This window comes from Fusobacterium sp. (genome assembly GCF_029258315.1).
Lineage (GTDB): Bacteria > Fusobacteriota > Fusobacteriia > Fusobacteriales > Fusobacteriaceae > Fusobacterium_B.
The window spans coordinates 13397-31185 of the sequence record NZ_JARHZE010000058.1 but is presented as its reverse complement, the minus strand read 5'-3'; the positions used below and the strand labels follow the sequence as shown (position 1 = coordinate 31185).

General features: G+C 32.0%; 25 protein-coding genes. All 25 read left to right on the top strand.

Features of this window, described 5'->3' with window-relative positions:
* The first annotated feature begins 104 nt into the window (after positions 1–104).
* The 25 genes from Q1J48_RS04485 (at position 105) to rplE (ending at position 17783) form a co-directional block, all read left to right on the top strand.
* Positions 105–566 (top strand): YfcE family phosphodiesterase, encoded by a 462-nt coding sequence (locus tag Q1J48_RS04485; RefSeq protein ID WP_300361520.1) that lies wholly within the window; start codon positions 105–107, stop codon positions 564–566.
* A 17-nt stretch (positions 567–583) separates the two neighbouring features.
* Positions 584–1603, top strand: a complete 1020-nt coding sequence (gene pheS, locus Q1J48_RS04480) for a phenylalanine--tRNA ligase subunit alpha (RefSeq protein WP_300344928.1) — start codon at positions 584–586, stop codon at positions 1601–1603.
* A gap of 22 nt (positions 1604–1625) precedes the next feature.
* A complete protein-coding gene (gene pheT, locus Q1J48_RS04475) occupies positions 1626–4010 on the top strand; it encodes a phenylalanine--tRNA ligase subunit beta (RefSeq protein WP_300344927.1) in 2385 nt (794 codons plus the stop codon).
* A gap of 25 nt (positions 4011–4035) precedes the next feature.
* Positions 4036–5244 (top strand): L-serine ammonia-lyase, encoded by a 1209-nt coding sequence (locus Q1J48_RS04470; protein ID WP_300344925.1) that lies wholly within the window; start codon positions 4036–4038, stop codon positions 5242–5244.
* A gap of 102 nt (positions 5245–5346) precedes the next feature.
* Entirely contained in the window at positions 5347–5913 is a 567-nt protein-coding gene (gene pth / locus Q1J48_RS04465; protein WP_300361517.1) for an aminoacyl-tRNA hydrolase, read from the top strand.
* A 116-nt stretch (positions 5914–6029) separates the two neighbouring features.
* Entirely contained in the window at positions 6030–7337 is a 1308-nt protein-coding gene (rsxC, locus tag Q1J48_RS04460) for an electron transport complex subunit RsxC (RefSeq protein ID WP_300344918.1), read from the top strand.
* Positions 7338–7372: 35 nt separating this feature from the next.
* Positions 7373–8302 (top strand): RnfABCDGE type electron transport complex subunit D, encoded by a 930-nt coding sequence (locus Q1J48_RS04455; protein ID WP_300344955.1) that lies wholly within the window; start codon positions 7373–7375, stop codon positions 8300–8302.
* A complete protein-coding gene (locus tag Q1J48_RS04450) occupies positions 8289–8822 on the top strand; it encodes an RnfABCDGE type electron transport complex subunit G (protein WP_300344915.1) in 534 nt (177 codons plus the stop codon). Before Q1J48_RS04455 ends, Q1J48_RS04450 begins: the two co-directional genes overlap by 14 nt.
* Positions 8822–9424, top strand: coding sequence for an RnfABCDGE type electron transport complex subunit E (locus Q1J48_RS04445; RefSeq protein WP_300344913.1), 603 nt, complete (start codon positions 8822–8824; stop codon positions 9422–9424). Before Q1J48_RS04450 ends, Q1J48_RS04445 begins: the two co-directional genes overlap by 1 nt.
* 3 nt (positions 9425–9427) lie before the next feature.
* Entirely contained in the window at positions 9428–10012 is a 585-nt protein-coding gene (gene rsxA, locus Q1J48_RS04440; RefSeq protein WP_300344911.1) for an electron transport complex subunit RsxA, read from the top strand.
* 15 nt (positions 10013–10027) lie between these two features.
* The gene (locus Q1J48_RS04435) at positions 10028–10954 is read left to right on the top strand and encodes an RnfABCDGE type electron transport complex subunit B (protein ID WP_300361514.1); all 927 of its coding nucleotides are present in this window, start codon (positions 10028–10030) and stop codon (positions 10952–10954) included.
* 321 nt (positions 10955–11275) lie between these two features.
* The gene (rpsJ, locus tag Q1J48_RS04430) at positions 11276–11584 is read left to right on the top strand and encodes a 30S ribosomal protein S10 (protein ID WP_268827890.1); all 309 of its coding nucleotides are present in this window, start codon (positions 11276–11278) and stop codon (positions 11582–11584) included.
* 169 nt (positions 11585–11753) lie between these two features.
* Positions 11754–12380 (top strand): 50S ribosomal protein L3, encoded by a 627-nt coding sequence (gene rplC, locus Q1J48_RS04425; protein WP_300344904.1) that lies wholly within the window; start codon positions 11754–11756, stop codon positions 12378–12380.
* 27 nt (positions 12381–12407) lie between these two features.
* Positions 12408–13040: a 50S ribosomal protein L4 gene (gene rplD, locus Q1J48_RS04420; protein ID WP_300344902.1), complete on the top strand. Its 633-nt coding sequence runs from the start codon at positions 12408–12410 to the stop codon at positions 13038–13040.
* Positions 13041–13325, top strand: a complete 285-nt coding sequence (rplW, locus tag Q1J48_RS04415; RefSeq protein WP_027128132.1) for a 50S ribosomal protein L23 — start codon at positions 13041–13043, stop codon at positions 13323–13325. It begins immediately after the preceding gene.
* A 52-nt stretch (positions 13326–13377) separates the two neighbouring features.
* Positions 13378–14208: a 50S ribosomal protein L2 gene (rplB, locus tag Q1J48_RS04410; protein ID WP_300344899.1), complete on the top strand. Its 831-nt coding sequence runs from the start codon at positions 13378–13380 to the stop codon at positions 14206–14208.
* A gap of 24 nt (positions 14209–14232) precedes the next feature.
* The gene (gene rpsS, locus Q1J48_RS04405; protein WP_300344897.1) at positions 14233–14502 is read left to right on the top strand and encodes a 30S ribosomal protein S19; all 270 of its coding nucleotides are present in this window, start codon (positions 14233–14235) and stop codon (positions 14500–14502) included.
* Positions 14503–14550: 48 nt separating this feature from the next.
* Positions 14551–14883, top strand: a complete 333-nt coding sequence (rplV, locus tag Q1J48_RS04400; RefSeq protein WP_300344895.1) for a 50S ribosomal protein L22 — start codon at positions 14551–14553, stop codon at positions 14881–14883.
* A gap of 21 nt (positions 14884–14904) precedes the next feature.
* Positions 14905–15561 (top strand): 30S ribosomal protein S3, encoded by a 657-nt coding sequence (gene rpsC, locus Q1J48_RS04395; RefSeq protein ID WP_300344893.1) that lies wholly within the window; start codon positions 14905–14907, stop codon positions 15559–15561.
* A 1-nt stretch (position 15562) separates the two neighbouring features.
* On the top strand, positions 15563–15985 hold the full coding sequence (rplP, locus tag Q1J48_RS04390; RefSeq protein ID WP_291259067.1) for a 50S ribosomal protein L16: 423 nt from the start codon (positions 15563–15565) through the stop codon (positions 15983–15985).
* Positions 15985–16167 (top strand): 50S ribosomal protein L29, encoded by a 183-nt coding sequence (rpmC, locus tag Q1J48_RS04385; RefSeq protein ID WP_291259066.1) that lies wholly within the window; start codon positions 15985–15987, stop codon positions 16165–16167. Before rplP ends, rpmC begins: the two co-directional genes overlap by 1 nt.
* A gap of 38 nt (positions 16168–16205) precedes the next feature.
* Positions 16206–16457 (top strand): 30S ribosomal protein S17, encoded by a 252-nt coding sequence (rpsQ, locus tag Q1J48_RS04380; RefSeq protein WP_177160427.1) that lies wholly within the window; start codon positions 16206–16208, stop codon positions 16455–16457.
* A 29-nt stretch (positions 16458–16486) separates the two neighbouring features.
* Complete coding sequence (gene rplN, locus Q1J48_RS04375) at positions 16487–16855, top strand: 50S ribosomal protein L14 (RefSeq protein WP_027128124.1); 369 nt, start codon at positions 16487–16489, stop codon at positions 16853–16855.
* 16 nt (positions 16856–16871) lie between these two features.
* Positions 16872–17213 carry a 50S ribosomal protein L24 gene (gene rplX / locus Q1J48_RS04370; protein WP_300344889.1) on the top strand — a complete coding sequence of 114 codons (342 nt, stop codon included), beginning with the start codon at positions 16872–16874 and terminating at the stop codon, positions 17211–17213.
* 18 nt (positions 17214–17231) lie between these two features.
* Positions 17232–17783 carry a 50S ribosomal protein L5 gene (rplE, locus tag Q1J48_RS04365; RefSeq protein WP_300344886.1) on the top strand — a complete coding sequence of 184 codons (552 nt, stop codon included), beginning with the start codon at positions 17232–17234 and terminating at the stop codon, positions 17781–17783.
* The last annotated feature ends 6 nt before the right edge of the window (positions 17784–17789 follow it).

Below are 17789 nucleotides of genomic sequence, written 5' to 3'. Positions count from 1 at the left end.
TAAGTAATTCATATTTATATGAAAAAATAACAAAAAAAGTTGGTATAAAAATAATGGAGCAAGCAGAAACAACATTATTTATAGCTTAATGATAAGGAAAAAATATGAAGATAGTAGCAGTGTCAGATGTTCATGGTTGTTTTGAACGTTTATATAGAATTATAAAAGAAGAAAATCCTCAGATAGTATTATTTTCAGGAGATGGTTATGAAGATGTAGAGGATATGAAGTATGCATTTTCTAATATAGAATTTTTTACTGTTAGAGGAAATTGTGACTATGATAGTGACTTTAAAGATGTAGAAATTTTTAATATATTAGATAAAAAGTTTTTATTAACTCATGGTCATCTTTATGGAGTAAAAAGAAATTATCATAATTTAGAGATAAAAGCAAGAGAAGAGGGAGCAAATATAGTTGTATTTGGACATACTCATCTTCCATATTTAAGTGAAAAAGAGAATATAACTTTATTTAACCCTGGAGCTGTCCTTAGTGGCAGCTACGGGGTTATCAACATAGAAGAAAACAAAAAAATTAAAATTATTCATAAAGAAATTAAATAATCTTTACAGGAGGGAAAATGAAAGAAAAACTATCTTTGCTTAAATCTCAAGCAAAAGAAGAAATTTTAAAACTCGTTACTTTACAGGAAGTAGAAGATTTTAGAGTTAAATATTTAGGAAAGAAAGGATTAGTAACAGAGATTTCTAAGGGAATGAAAAATCTTTCTTCTGAAGAAAGACCAGTGATTGGTCAGCTTTTAAATGAAATTAGACAGGAGATAACAGAGTTTATCGAAACTAAAAAAGAGGAAATAACAAAAGAGTTAAAAGCTAAACAATTAGAGGAAGAAGTGATTGACATAACACTTTCTGGAAAGAAAACAGTTCCTGGAAGATTACATCCATTGACAGAAACAGCTAATTTATTAAAGAAAATAGCTATGGATATGGGATTTGATGTGGCAGATGGACCAGAAATAGAGCTTGTAAAATATAACTTTGATGCTTTAAATATACCAGAATCTCACCCTTCAAGAGATATAACAGATACTTTCTATATTTCTGATGAGGTATGTTTAAGAACTCAAACTTCTCCAGTACAAGTAAGATATATGTTGGAGAAAAAACCACCTTTTAGAATGGTTTGTGTTGGAAAGGTTTATAGACCAGATTATGATGTTTCTCACACTCCAATGTTCCATCAAATGGAAGGATTAATGGTTGGAAAAGATGTTTCTTTTGCTAATTTAAAAGCAATTTTAACTACATTTATGGAAAAAGTTTTTGGAGAAAATACAAAAGTAAGATTTAGACCTCACTTTTTCCCATTTACAGAACCAAGTGCAGAGATGGACGTAGAATGTGTTATCTGTAAAGGAAAAGGTTGTAGAGTTTGTAAAAACAGTGGTTGGTTAGAAATTATGGGTTGTGGAATGGTAGACCCAGAAGTATTAAAATCAGTTGGATATAATCCAGATGAAGTTTCAGGGTTTGCATTTGGTATGGGTATAGAAAGAATAACTATGCTTAGACACGGAATAGATGATTTAAGAGCATTCTTTGAAAATGACACAAGATTTTTAAAACAATTTAAGTAGTAAGTAGGAGAGTGAGGAGTAAATGTTAATTTCATTAGAATGGCTTAAACAATATGTGGATGTAAATGAAAATATAGAACAGCTTGATAGAGCTTTAACAATGATAGGTCAAGAGGTAGAGGCAATAGAGGTTCAAGGTAAGTATCTTGATAATGTTGTAATTGGACATATTGTAGAATATGGAAGACACCCAGAAGCAGATAAACTATCATTATTAAAAATAAATGTTGGAGAGGAAGAACCTATTCAAATAGTTTGTGGAGCTCCAAATCATAAAGAGGGAGATAAGGTAGTTGTTGCAAGAATAGGTGCAGTTTTACCTGGAGATTTCAAAATTAAGAAAAGTAAAATAAGAGGGGTAGAATCTTTTGGAATGTGTTGTTCAAAGGCTGAATTAGGTCTAGGAAAAGATCACGATGGAATAATAATTCTTCCAGAAGATGCTCCAGTTGGAATGGAATATAGAGAGTATGCTAAATTAAATGATGTTATATTTGAATTAGAGATAACTCCAAATAGACCAGACTGTCTTTCTCATATAGGAATAGCAAGAGAGATTGCCGCTTATTATGGAAGAAAGGTAAAATATCCAGAAATAAAAAAATTAAATAACATTAATTTTACAGATGATGTTTTAGATATTTCGATAGAAGACAATGAAAGATGTAAAAGATTTGCTGGAAGAGTAATCCGTGGGGTGAAAGTTGGAGAATCTCCAGAATGGTTAAAGAAAAGAATACTTGCAATGGGATTAAATCCTATTAATAATATAGTAGATATTTCAAACTTTGTAATGTTTGAATACAATCAACCAATCCATATCTATGATCTAAAAGAGATAGCTGGAGGAAAACTTGTAGCTAGAAGAGGAAAGGCTGGAGAAAAACTAGTTACTTTATCAGAGCAAGAGATAGATGTAAATGATGAATTAGTGATAGCTGATGCTGAAAAGCCATCTGGTCTTGCAGGAATTATAGGCGGAATGGGAAGTGGAGTAAAAGAAGATACAACAGATATATTTGTAGAGGTAGCTTACTTTGTTCCTGAATATATAAGAAAAGCTGGAAGAAAATTTGTAATAACAAGTGATGCTGGATATAGAAACGAAAGAGGAACAGATATTGAAAATGTTCCAACAGTATTAGATAGAGTTTCAGATTTAATACTAGAACTTGCAAACCCAGAATCAGTTGGAAAAATGGTAGATGTATACCCTGAAAAATATCAATCAAGAACTATTACTTTAGACATAGCAAGATTAAGAAGATTTGCTGGAAAAGAAATAGAAAAAGAAAGAATAATAGAAATATTAACTAATTTAAATTTAGAAGTTAAAGATTGTGGAGAAAAATTAGAAATAGTTCCTCCAAGTTATAGAGGAGATCTATTAAGACCAGCAGATTTATATGAAGAAGTTATAAGAATGTATGGTTTTGAAAATATTCCAGATAAAATGCCAGTAGAAGATATATCAGCTGGAGAAAAGAATGAAGTCATAAGACTTATGGATGAGTCAAAAGATGCTTTAGCTAAAATAGGATTACAAGAAGTTATCAACTATAGCTTTATCCCTAAAGAAGTAAAAGAGATGTTACATATAAATAAAGAAGAAATAATGATTCTTAATCCAATAGTAGAAACAATGGCAATGATGAGACCAACTTTAATATATAGTATCTTAAATAATATTAGAGAAAACCTAAATAGAAATCAAGATTCTATAAAAATATTTGAAGTTGCTAAAGTATTTGAAAAAACTGATGATCTATTAGCAAAAGAGGATATCCATATGGCAATTGGAATCTGTGGAAGAGATGAAAAATCTCTATGGAATCCAAAACCAGAAGCTTATGATTTCTATATATTAAAAGGTTTTGTAGAGGAATATTTAGAAGAGATAGGAATAAAAGGATATAGAATAGTAAGAACTACTAATCCAAACTTCCACCCAGGAAGAGCTGCTGATGTAATGGTAGGAAAATTAGTAGTTGGAACATTTGGAGAAATTCATCCAGAAGTTGCAGAGAAAATGGATATAGTTAGAGAAAGAGCATATATTGCTGAAATGAATATATCTTTATTAAAACAATATATGAGTAAAAAAATAAAATATGAAAGAGTAGTAAAATATCCAGAAGTTACAAGAGACTTAGCTATTGTATTAGATGAAAAAGTTCTTGTTGGAGATATGGTAGATGCTATTAGAAAAAGTTCAGACTTTGTAGAGTCAGTAGGAGTATTTGATATTTATAGAGGAGAACATATAGAAACTGGTAAAAAATCAGTTGCAATAAGTATTGTAATGAGAGATAAAAATGGAACTTTAAAAGAAGAAGATATTATAAAAGTTCAAGATAAAATATTAAATATCATTAAAACAAAATTCTCAGGAGAGATAAGACAATAATTTATTTAATTATGGAGGGAAAAAAGTGGACTCTTTAAAAGAATTATTTAAAATAGGAAATGGACCATCAAGTTCTCATACAATGGGACCAGAGAGAGCAGCAAGAAAATTTAAAGAAGAAAATTTAGATGCTGATTATTTCAAAGTTGAGTTATATGGATCTTTGGCCTTGACTGGAAAAGGGCATTTAACAGACTGGATAATAGAAAAAACTTTAGCTCCAAAAAGAGTAGAGATTATTTGGAAACCTGAAGTAGTTCATCCTTTCCACACTAATGGAATGAAATTTATTTCATTTGATAAAAATGACAAAGAAATGAAATCTTGGTTAGTTTTTTCAGTTGGTGGAGGAACTATTGTAGAAGAGGGACAAGAAAGAAATGGTGGAAATAAAGTATATCCTTTAACTAAGATGAGCGATATCATAGATTGGTGTAAAAAAAATAAAAAAGAGTTATGGGAATATGTTTTTGAATGTGAAGGAGAAGATATAAAAGATTATTTATTAACTATTTGGGCAGCTATGAAAGAAGCTGTTGAAAGAGGGATAAATACAGAAGGAATTTTACCAGGAAGCATTCAATTAAAAAGAAGAGCATCTACTTTCTATAAAAAATCTAGAGGAGAGGGAAAAGTTAGAGCCTTTAGAGGAAAATTATTTGCTTATACCTTAGCAGTTTCAGAAGAAAATGCAGGTGGAGGAAGAGTTGTAACTGCTCCAACTTGTGGAGCTGCTGGAGTAATACCAGGAGCTTTATATACATTAAAGGAAGCTTATGAATTGAAAGATGATGAAGTAGTAAAAGCATTAGCAGTAGCTGGTTTAATAGGAAATATAGTTAAAGAAAATGCAAGTATTTCTGGAGCTGAAGCTGGTTGTCAAGCAGAAGTTGGAACAGCTTGTGCTATGGCAGCAGGAATGGGAGCATTTTTAATGGGTGGAAGTATTGATCAAATAGAGTATGCAGCTGAAATGGCACTTGAGCATAGTCTAGGACTTACTTGTGATCCTGTTGGTGGATATGTTCAAATACCTTGTATTGAAAGAAATGCATCAGCAGCAGCAAGAGCATTAGATACTTCAAACTATTCTATCTATACTGATGGTGTTCACTCAGTTTCTTTTGATGAGGTTGTTATAACAATGAAAGAAACAGGTAGGGATCTAAAAGAAGAGTATAGAGAAACATCTCTAGGAGGACTTGCAAAGCATTATTGCAAGGGATGTTGCTAATAAATAATAAAGTAAAAAAAGCTGATAATATCAGCTTTTTTTATAAAAAAAACTTGAATTTTTGAAATTAAAGAGTATAATTGAGAACAAGAGAGGTTATAGATGAAATTAGTAGTTGGACTGGGTAATCCCGGAAAAGAATATGAGAAAACAAGACATAATATAGGATTTATGGTAATAGATAAGTTATCGGAGAAGCTAAAAGTATACGATTTTAAAGAAAAATTTAATGGACTTTTAGGTGAAGCAAACTATAAAGGAGAGAAGGTACTTTTATTAAAACCACAAACATACATGAATCTTAGTGGAAATTCAATAATTCAAGTTATTAATTTTTATAAGTTAAATGTTGAAGAAGATCTAATAGTAGTTTATGATGATATGTCACTTCCTTTAGGAAAACTTAGAATAAGGGAAAAAGGTAGTGCTGGTGGGCATAATGGAATAAAATCAATAATTTCTCATATGGGAGATAAATTTTTAAGAGTTAAGTTTGGAATTGGACAAAGTCAAGATAAAGATAAGATTGTTGATTTTGTAATTGGTAGATTTTCTAAGGAAGAAGAAGAGGAAGTAAGTAAAGTCTTAGTTCACACAAGTGATATTATTATGGGGATGTTGGATGGAGTATCACTTGATAGATTGATGCAAATATGTAATAAAAAGTAAAAAAATAGAACAAAAAATAAAAAAACATTGTTAAATTAGTTAAACTATGGTAAACTGAATGAGGCAAGTTTTTTTAAAAAATAAATTTTATATAAGTTTAAGGAAGGAGAATTTGTATGAAGTTTTTTGGATTTAGAGGGGGAGTTCATCCACCTGATAACAAAGTTCAAACAGCGACAAAAGCAACAGAAAAAATGGAATCACCAAAAATGGTATATATACCATTACAACAACACATCGGAGCTCCTTTGGACCCACTTGTTAAAGTAGGGGACACAGTTCTTAAAGGACAAAAAATTGCTGATTCAACAGCATTTATGTCTACTACTATTCACTCATCTGTTAGTGGTACAGTAAAAAGAATAGAGCAACGTGTATTTCCTTTAATGGGAAAAGCAAATACTATCGTTATTGAAAATGATGGAAAAGATGAATGGTGTGAGCTTGAAAAAATTGAGAATTGGCAAGATGCATCTAAAGAAGACCTATTAAAACTTATAAGAGAAAAAGGAATAGTAGGAATAGGAGGGGCAAGCTTCCCAACTCATATTAAGTTAAACCCACCAAAAGATTCTCCAATTGATACATTAGTATTAAATGGAGCAGAGTGTGAGCCTTATTTAAACTCAGATAATAGACTTATGCTTGAAGATCCAATGGCAATTGTTGAAGGAATAAAAATTATTAAGAAAATTTTGGGAATCAACAATGCTGTAATAGGGATTGAAGAAAATAAACCTTTAGCTATTGCAAGTATGAAAAAAGCTTGTGAAGGAACAGGTATAGAGGTAATGCCTCTACACACAAAATATCCTCAAGGAGGAGAAAAACAACTTATAAAAGCTGTATTAAACAGAGAAGTTCCATCAGGAAAATTACCAGCATCTGTTGGTGTTGTAGTTCAAAATACAGGAACAGCTGCAGCTATATATAGAGGAGTTGTACTAGGAGAACCTCTTATTGAGAAAATAGTTACTGTTTCTGGTAAAGCTATAAAAGAACCTAAAAACTTAAAAGTGGCAATAGGTACTCCATTCTCTGAATTATTAGATTATTGTGGAGTAGAAAGAGAAAAAATTGACAAACTTGTTATGGGTGGACCTATGATGGGTATGGCTCAATTTACAGAAGAAGTTCCAGTAATAAAAGGTACTGGAGGTCTTTTAGCATTAACAAAAGAAGAAACAAATTATTGTAAACCTCAAGCTTGTCTTAGTTGTGGAAAATGTGTAGATGTATGTCCAATGCACTTGGTACCATTTATCTATGCAAGATCAGCTAAAAAAGGTGAATGGGAAGTTATGGCTCAACATAACTTAATGGACTGTATCGAGTGTGGATCTTGTGCATACATTTGCCCAGCAAACAGACCTTTAACTGAAGCTATAAAAATAGGAAAAGCTAAATTAAGAGCTAAGAAATAACAAGCAAGGAGGGAAAGACAGTGAATACATATAATATGGGGCCTTCGCCTCACATAAGAACATCAGAAACAGTAGACAAAGTAATGTTAGATGTTATAATTGCTTTAATACCAGCATTAATAATGTCAGTTTATGTTTTTAAATTAAGAGCATTAATAGTTACAGCTGTTTCAGTTATATTCTGTATGTTAACAGAATTTTTATTTAACAAAATAAGAAATAAAGAGTGTACTTTACATGATAAAAGTGCTATTGTAACAGGAATTTTATTTGCCTTTGTAATACCAGTAGATATGTCATTACCATTTGTAGCAATAGGAGCATTTGTTTCTATCGCTTTAGGAAAAATGATATTTGGAGGATTAGGAGGTAACGTATTTAACCCTGCTTTAGTAGGAAGAGCATTTATACAAGCTTCTTGGCCAGTAGCAATAACTACTTTCACTTTAGATGGAGTAGCAGGGGCTACAATGCTAGATGCCATGAAGAGAAATCTTCCTGTATCTGAAAGATTAATTGGAGAGGGAAATATGTATGTTCAAGCTCTAATTGGTAAGATGGGAGGATGTTTAGGAGAAACTTCAGCAATAGCTCTATTATTAGGTGGAGCATATCTAATCTATAAAAAACAAATAGATTGGAAAATGCCAGCTGTTATAATAGGAACAGTAGCAGTAATCACAGGATTATTTGGAGCAGATCCTGTAATGCAAGTTATTTCAGGAGGACTTTTACTAGGAGCTTTCTTTATGGCAACTGATATGGTAACAAGTCCAGCAACTCAAAAAGGAAAATTAATCTATGCCTTCGGAATAGGATTCTTAATCTCAATGATTAGAATGAAGGGTGGATACCCAGAAGGAACAGCATTTTCTATATTAATAATGAATGGTGTAGTACCATTAATTAATAGATATACAATGCCTAAAAAATTCGGGGAGGTGAAAGCTAATGGAAAGAAATAGATTTATACATTTTGGATCTGTTTTATTAATAATAGCTGCAATCTCTGCTGGACTTTTAGCAGGAGTAAATGGAATGACTAAAGGAACAATAGAACAAAATAATATAAATGCAGAAAATAATGCAAGAATATTAGTTCTTCCAATAGCTAAAACATTTGATGAAGCTCAAATAATAGAAAAAGATGATTTTAAATTTATACCAGGTTTCAACGAAAATGGAGAAAAAGTTGGATATGTTGTTACAGTTGTTCAAGGTGGATATGGTGGAAACATCAATTTCTCTTTAGGAGTTGACTTAGAAGGTAAAATTACAGGATTAAAAGTTATGAATCACCAAGAGACTCCAGGATTAGGAGCAAAAATTACAGGTGAAGAGTGGCAAAAACTTTGGATAGGTAGAGATAAAGATTATGAATTTAATAAAAGTGTAGATGCCTTTGCTGGAGCAACAATATCTCCAAGCTCAGTGCACGCAGGAATTGTAAGAGTATTATCTACTTATGCGGAGGTGACTAAATAATGGCAAAAAGTAAATTAGGAATAGTAATAAACGGGATAATAAAAGAAAACCCAGTATTAGTGTTATTATTAGGATTATGTCCAACATTAGGGACTTCAACTTCTGCAATAAACGGAATGTCAATGGGTCTTGCTACAACAGCAGTTTTAATATGTTCAAACACAATTATTTCTATTATAAAAAAAGCAATACCAGATAAAGTAAGAATACCAGCTTTTATTATGGTTATAGCTTCTCTAGTTACAGTTGTTCAAATGTTGATGGAAGCTTATGTTCCAGATATCTATAAAGTACTAGGATTATACATCCCATTAATAGTTGTTAACTGTATAGTGTTAGGAAGAGCAGAAAGCTTTGCCTCTAAAAATAGTGTAATAGATTCTATGTTTGATGGACTAGGATCAGGATTAGGATTTACAATGGCTTTAACAATACTAGGAATTATTAGAGAGATTTTAGGAAGTGGAACAATATTTGATATATCAATAGTTCCAAGCTTCTGGCAACCAGCTTTAATATTCATATTACCTCCTGGAGGATTTATGACAATAGCTTGTGTTATAGCTTACCAAAACTATTTAAAACAAAAGAAGGGGGCATAGTGAATGGACTTTGGAAAATTATTTAGTATAATTATAACTTCTATCTTTATCCAAAACTATGTTTTCGGTAAAGTATTAGGAATTTGTCCATACATGGGAGTTTCAAAAAAAGTTGAATCTTCTATTGGTATGGGAATGGCAATAATATTCGTTATTACAATATCTTCAGGAATTACTTGGACAATATATCAATATGCATTAGTTCCATTTGGACTTGAATATTTACAAACAATAATGTTTATTTTAATTATTGCTTCATTAGTTCAATTTGTAGAAATGGCTATTCAAAAATTATCTCCAAACTTATATAATGCTTTAGGAGTTTATTTACCATTAATTACTACAAACTGTGTTGTTCTTGGGGTTGCAATTTTAAACATTCAAGAAGGATATAATTTTATAGAAACAATAGTAAATGGTTTCGGAGCAGCAGTAGGATTTACTCTTGCATTAGTATTACTAGCAGGAATAAGAGAAAAAATAGAATATTCTGATATTCCAGCTCCATTTAAAGGAGTACCAATTGCTTTCTTAACAGCTAGCTGTTTAGCAATGGCATTTATGGGATTCAGTGGAATGAAAATATAATTTTTGGAGGTTATTATGGGTAACGAAATATTAATAGCTGTTGTAATCCTAGGGGTTACAGGACTAGCTATGGGATTATTCTTAGCTTTTGCCTCTAAAAAATTTGAGGTTAAAGTTGATGAAAGAGTAGAAAAGATAACTGCTTGTTTACCTGGAGCAAACTGTGGTGGATGTGGATTCCCAGGATGTGGGGGATATGCAGATGCAGTTGTAAATAAAGGGGCTAAACTTAATATGTGTGCTCCTGGAGGTGCAGCAGTAGCTGAAAAAATAGGAGAGATAATGGGTGTTAAAGTAGAAGCACCTACTGGAGATAAGATTGTAGCAAAAGTTCTTTGCCAGGGAAACTATGATAATGTAAATAAAAAATATAGTTTCAGAGGAGATATAAAAACATGTGCTTCAGCTAATATATATGCTGGAGGAGAAAAATCTTGTCAGTATGCATGTCTTGGATTAGGAGATTGTGTAAAAGTATGTCCAGTTAATGCTATTAAGGTAGTAAACGGAGTAGCACAAATAGATCCAAAAGTATGTGTATCTTGTGGAGCATGTCAAAATATATGTCCTAAGAATGTAATAGCTATGTTACCAGAAAAAAATATAGTAACAGTAACTTGTTCATCTAAGGATAAAGGTATTGATGCTAAGAAAAATTGTAAAGTAGCTTGTATTGGTTGCGGAATGTGTGCAAAAGCATGTCCAAAAGGAGCTATTACAGTTGAGAATAACTTAGCTAAAATAGATCCATCAAAATGTATAAACTGTGGTCTATGTGAATTAAAATGTCCAACACTGGCTATCTTAAATTTAAGACATCCTAGTGGACATGGAGTTAGAAAACCTAACCCAGCACCAGCTGCAAAAAAACCAGTTGAAACTCCAAAAGCTGAAGTAAAAGCTCCTGAAGTTAAAACTGAAGAAAAAGTAGAAACTAAATAATAATGGAAGAGCAGTTTGAAACTGCTCTTTTTTAAAAAATATTTTTGAGATGAAAAATAATAAAATTATTTGAAAATAAATTTTAAAAGAAAATATTTTTATAGAATTAAAAATATTTTAAAATAAAAAATGAAAAATAATCTTACAAAAAATTCTAAAAACCTTCAAAAAATATTTTAAAAATAATTAAAAAAAATATATAAAAAAAAATTAAAAAAAAACAAAAAAAAGCTTTGCAAATTATAGAAAATATGATATAATTTTCAAGGTGTACAAAAGAGATCATCTTTTAAATTTTAAAAATTAAAGGAGGTGTATACAATGGCTAACAAGTTAAGAATCTATTTAAAAGCTTACGATCATATGTTATTAGATCAATCAGCTAAAAAAATAGCGGAAGTTGCAGAGAAATCAGGAGCTGAAATAGCTGGACCTATGCCACTACCAACAAAAATAAAAAAATACACTGTATTAAGATCAGTACATGTAAACAAAGATTCAAGAGAGCAGTTTGAGATGAGAATCCACAGAAGAATGGTTGAAATCAAAAACTCTACTCAAAAAACAATATCATCATTAACAGCGGTTAACTTACCAGCTGGTGTTGGAATTGAAATTAAACAAGCGTAATTAAAAAACACAAATGGCTGATTCTCGGGTAATTTGAAAATTAAGTTAAGATTGAATATCAAATTATCCTTACAGAATAATACAAGTTGACGCTTTTTTTAAAGCAGGATCGTGGAACCACGAGGTCAAGTTGTCAACCAATATATTATTTGATGGAGGTATGAAACAAATGTCAGGAATTTTAGGAAAAAAAATCGGAATGACTCAAATCTTCGAAGATGGAAAGTTCGTTCCAGTAACAGTTGTAGAAGCTGGACCAAACTTTGTTCTACAAAAGAAAACAGTTGAAAATGACGGATATACTGCATTACAACTAGGTTTCGATGAGAAGAAAGAAAAAAATTCTACTAAACCTATGATGGGAATCTTCAATAAAGTTGGAGTTAAACCATTAAGATTCGTAAAAGAGGTAAAAGTTGACGCAGTTGACGCTTACGAATTAGGACAAGAAATAAAAGTTGATGTATTAGATGGTGTTGAATATGTAGATATCACTGGAACATCAAAAGGTAAAGGAACTTCAGGAGTTATGAAGAGACACGGTTTCGGTGGAAACAGAGCGTCTCACGGGGTTTCTAGAAACCACAGACTAGGAGGATCAATCGGACAATCATCTTGGCCTGGAAAAGTTCTTAAAGGATTAAGAATGGCTGGACAACATGGAAATGCTACTGTAACAGTTCAAAACTTAAAAGTAGTTAAATTAGATGTAGAAAACAATGTAATCTTAATAAAAGGTGCAGTACCAGGTGCTAAAAACGGTTACCTTGTAGTAAGACCAGCTATAAAGAAATAAGGTTAGTAGAAGTGAAAGGAGGAAAAAATGGCAGTTTTAAACATATATAACTTAGCAGGAGCACAAACTGGAACTGTTGAAGTTAAGGACTCTATATTTGGAATCGAACCAAATAAAGTTGTTCTTCACGAAGTTCTTACTGCAGAACTAGCAGCTGCTAGACAAGGAAGTGCTAGTACTAAGACAAGAGCTATGGTTAGAGGAGGCGGAAGAAAGCCATTTAAACAAAAAGGTACTGGTAGAGCTAGACAAGGTTCAATCAGAGCTCCACATATGGTAGGTGGAGGAGTTGTTTTCGGACCAACACCTAGAAGCTATGAGAAAAAAGTAAACAAGAAAGTTAGAGTGTTAGCTCTTAAATCAGCACTTTCAGTTAAATGTGCAAATGGAGACATCGTTGTATTAGATGGTGTAGTAGAAACTCCAAAAACTAAAACAATAGTTGCTTTAACAAAAGAATTAAATGCAACAACAAAACAAATGTTCGTAGTAAACGACTTAACAGCAGCAAATGATTACAACTTATTCTTAGCTGCAAGAAACTTAGAAAACGCAGTTGTTTTCCAACCAAGTGAATTAGGAATTTACTGGTTATTAAAACAAAATAAAGTAATCATCACTAAAGAAGCATTAGCTACAATTGAGGAGGTGCTTGGATAGATGACAGCTTATGATATCATAAGAAAACCTCTAATCACTGAAAAAACTGAGCTTCTAAGAAGAGAGCACAACAAATATACTTTTGAAGTGAATAGAAAAGCAAACAAAATAGAAATAAAGAAAGCTGTAGAAGAAATATTCAACGTTAAAGTTGCAGAAGTTGCTACAGTAAATATCAAACCTGTAACAAAAAGACATGGTATGAAATTATATAAAACTCAAGCTAAAAAGAAAGCAATAGTTAAATTAGCTTCAGGAACAATTTCTTACTTCAAAGAAGCATAATTAACGGCTAAAGATAGTTATAGGTCTCATAAAATATTCGGAGGGTTAAGTAATGGCTATTAAAAAAATGAAACCAACAAGTGATGGAGTTAGACATATGTCTAGACTTGTTGTGTCTGAATTAAGTAAAGCAAGACCTGAAAAGTCTTTAACTGTGCCTTTAAAATCTGCATACGGATTAGATAACTATGGACACAGAACAAATGTTAATAGACAAAAAGGTCACAAAAGATTATATAGAATAATCGATTTCAAAAGAAATAAATTAGATGTACCAGCAACTGTTAAATCAATAGAGTATGATCCAAACAGAACTGCAAACATCGCATTATTATATTACGCAGATGGAGCTAAAGCATATATATTAGCACCTAAAGGATTAAAAGTTGGAGACGTTGTAATGAACGGAGCTAACGCTGAAATAAAACCAGGAAATGCGTTAAAATTAAAAGATATGCCAGTTGGAGCACAAATTCACAACATCGAGTTACAAGTTGGAAGAGGAGGACAATTAGTTAGATCTGCTGGAACAGCTGCAAGACTAGTTGCAAAAGAAGGAACTTATTGTCACATCGAATTACCTTCAGGAGAACTTAGATTAATACATGGTGAGTGTACAGCTACTATTGGTGAAGTAGGAAACTCTGAGCACAACCTAGTTTCAATCGGAAAAGCAGGAAGAAATAGACTTATGGGAAGAAGACCTCACGTTAGAGGATCTGCAATGAACCCTTGTGATCACCCTCATGGTGGAGGAGAAGGAAAAGCTACAGTTGGTAGAAAATCTCCATTAACTCCTTGGGGAAAACCAGCACTTGGTGTTAAAACAAGAGGTAAAAAAGTATCTGATAAGTTTATCGTAAGAAGAAGAAACGAAAAGTAATTTCGAGAGGAGGTAACATAGGTTATGGCAAGATCGCTTAGAAAAGGACCTTTTTGTGATCATCACTTAATGAAAAAGGTTGAAGATGCTAAAGCAACTAATAACTTAAAAGCAGTTATTAAAACTTGGTCAAGAAGATCAACAATATTCCCTAACTTCATAGGATTAACATTTGGAGTATACAACGGAAAAAAACATATACCAGTATATGTAACAGAACAAATGGTTGGACATAAATTAGGAGAATTTGCACCTACAAGAACTTACCACGGACATACAAAGGGTAACAAGTAGGATTTAAAATATAGATTTTAGAGATTATAAAAAAAGGAGGAGAAACTAGTGGAAGTAAAAGCAAGTACTAGATTCGTGAGAATGTCTCCAAGAAAAGCTAGATTAGTAGCTGACTTAGTGAGAGGAAAATCAGCTCTAGAAGCACTAGATATATTAGAATATACAAATAAAAAAGCAGCTAGAATTATAAAGAAAACTTTAGCATCAGCAATAGCTAATGCTACACATAATGCAAAACTAGACGATGAAAAATTAGTTATATCTACAATAATGATTAACGATGGACCAGCTCTTAAGAGAATGAGTCCTAGAGCAATGGGAAGAGCAGATATAATTAGAAAACCAACAGCTCATGTTATCGTTGGGGTATCTGAGAAGTAGTTTATTAAGGAGGTTAACACTGTGGGACAAAAAGTAGATCCTAGAGGATTAAGACTTGGAATAACAAGATCTTGGGATTCTAACTGGTATGCTGATAAAAAGGAATATGTTAAATATTTCCATGAAGATGTAAAAATCAGAGAATTCGTTAAGAAAAATTATTTCCATGCAGGGATAGCAAAAGTTAATATAGAAAGAACATCACCTTCACAAGTTGTAGTAATAATTCACGCAGCAAAAGCTGGAATTGTTATCGGAAGAAAAGGTGCTGAAATAGAAGAATTAAGAGTTAAATTAGAAGCTTTAACTGGTAAAAAAGTATTAGTTAAAGTATTAGAAGTTAAAAACTTCAATAGAGATGCTGTTTTAGTAGCAGAAAATATAGCTGGATCAATCGAAAGAAGGGTAGCTTATAAGAGAGCTGCTAACCAAGCTGTAATGAGAGCTATGAAATCAGGAGCTAAAGGAATCAAAGTTATGATTTCTGGAAGATTAAATGGAGCAGAAATTGCAAGAGCTGAGTGGATGGTTGAAGGAAAAGTTCCTTTACATACATTAAGAGCTGATATTGATTACGCAACTGCAACAGCTCATACTACATACGGAGCATTAGGAATAAAAGTATGGATATTTAACGGTGAAGTACTTCCTACTAAGAAAGAAGGAGGGGAAGCATAATATGTTAATGCCAAAAAGAACAAAACATAGAAAAATGTTTAGAGGAAGAATGAAAGGTTCTGCTCAAAGAGGAAACACTGTAGCATTTGGAGATTATGGATTACAAGCTTTAGAACCAGCTTGGATAACAAATAGACAAATCGAAGCATGTAGAGTTGGAATCAACAGAACATTCAAAAGAGAAGGAAAAACATTTATAAGAATATTCCCAGATAAACCAATCACAGCTAGACCAGCTGGAGTAAGAATGGGAAAAGGTAAAGGAGCAGTTGAAGGTTGGGTTTGCGTTGTTAAACCTGGAAGAGTAATGTTCGAAGTTTCTGGTGTAACTGAAGAGTTAGCATTAGCAGCTTTAAGAAAAGCTTCAATGAAATTACCTATTAGATGTAAAATAATTAAGAAAGAGAATGGCGGTGAGAATTAATGAAAGCTAAAGATATAAGAGAAATGTCTAGCGAAGACTTAGTAGTTAAGTGTAAAGAACTTAAAGAAGAATTATTCAATCTAAAATTTCAACTTTCATTAGGACAATTAACTAACACTGCTAGAATCAGAGAAGTTAGAAGAGAAATTGCTAGAATGAATACAATTTTAAATGAAAGATAAGATTTATAGATAATTCTTGGAAATAGGAGGTCAAAACCTTGAGAAACGATAGAAAAGTAAGAGAAGGTGTAGTTGTTTCTGACAAAATGGATAAAACAATAGTTGTTTCAATAGCTACTATGGTTTTACACCCAATTTATAAAAAAAGAGTTAAGAAAACAACAAAATTTAAAGCTCACGATGAGAACAATGTAGCTCAAGTTGGTGATAGAGTAAGAATAATGGAAACTAGACCATTATCAAGAGATAAAAGATGGAGATTAGTTGAAGTTTTAGAAAGAGCTAAATAATCCAATAATTTTGGAAGGAGGATATTTTAATGGTACAACAACAAACTATCCTTAATGTTGCAGACAACTCAGGTGCTAAAAAGATAATGGTTATCAGAGTACTTGGTGGAACTAAAAAGAGATTTGGAAAAATCGGAGACATAGTTGTAGCATCAGTAAAGGAAGCAATACCTGGTGGTAACGTTAAAAAAGGTGACGTAGTTAAAGCTGTCATCGTTAGAACAAGAAAAGAATTAAGAAGAGAAGATGGATCATATATAAAATTTGATGATAACGCAGGAGTTATAATCAACAACAACAATGAACCAAAAGCAACAAGAATTTTCGGACCTGTTGCAAGAGAATTAAGAGCTAAAAACTTTATGAAAATAGTATCTCTTGCTCCAGAAGTAATATAGAGAGGAGGCTAATACTGTGGCTAAACCTAAAATTAAATTTGTTCCAGAATCATTACACGTAAAAACTGGAGATACAGTTTATGTAATTTCTGGTAAAGATAAAGGAAAAACAGGAAAAGTATTAAAAGTATTCCCTAAAAAAGGAAAAGTAGTAGTTGAGGGAGTAAATATAGTTACAAAGAACTTAAAACCATCTCAAGTAAACCCACAAGGTGGAGTTGTAACTAAACCTGCTCCAATGTTCTCATCAAAAGTTATGCTTTTTGATGCGAAAGCAGGAAAACCAACAAGAGTTGGATATAAAGTTGTAGATGGAAAAAAAGTTAGATACTCAAAAGTGTCTGGTGAAGTTCTATAAGAAGGGAGGATATCGTAAGTGTCTAAATATGTTTCTAGATATCATAAGTTATTTGATGAAGTAATCAAAGAAAATTTAATGAAAGAGTTAGGACTTAAAAATATAATGGAATGCCCAACTCTAGAGAAAATAGTTGTAAACATGGGAGTTGGAGAAGCAACTCAAAATGCAAAATTAATGGACGCAGCTATGAACGATTTAGCTATCATAACTGGACAAAAACCAGTTGAGAGAAGAGCTAAAAAATCAGAAGCTGGATTTAAATTAAGAGAGAACCAAGCAATCGGTGCAAAAGTTACTTTAAGAAAGGAAAGAATGTATGATTTCCTTGATAGATTAATAAACGTTGTACTTCCAAGAGTAAGAGACTTTGAAGGAGTTCCTACAAATTCTTTTGATGGAAGAGGAAACTACTCTTTAGGATTAAGAGATCAATTAGTATTCCCTGAAATCGAATTTGATAAAGTTGATAAATTACAAGGTATGTCTATCACAATAGTATCTTCTGCTAAAACTGATGAAGAAGGAAGAGCTTTACTTAAGGCTTTCGGAATGCCTTTTAAAAAGTAATTGGTA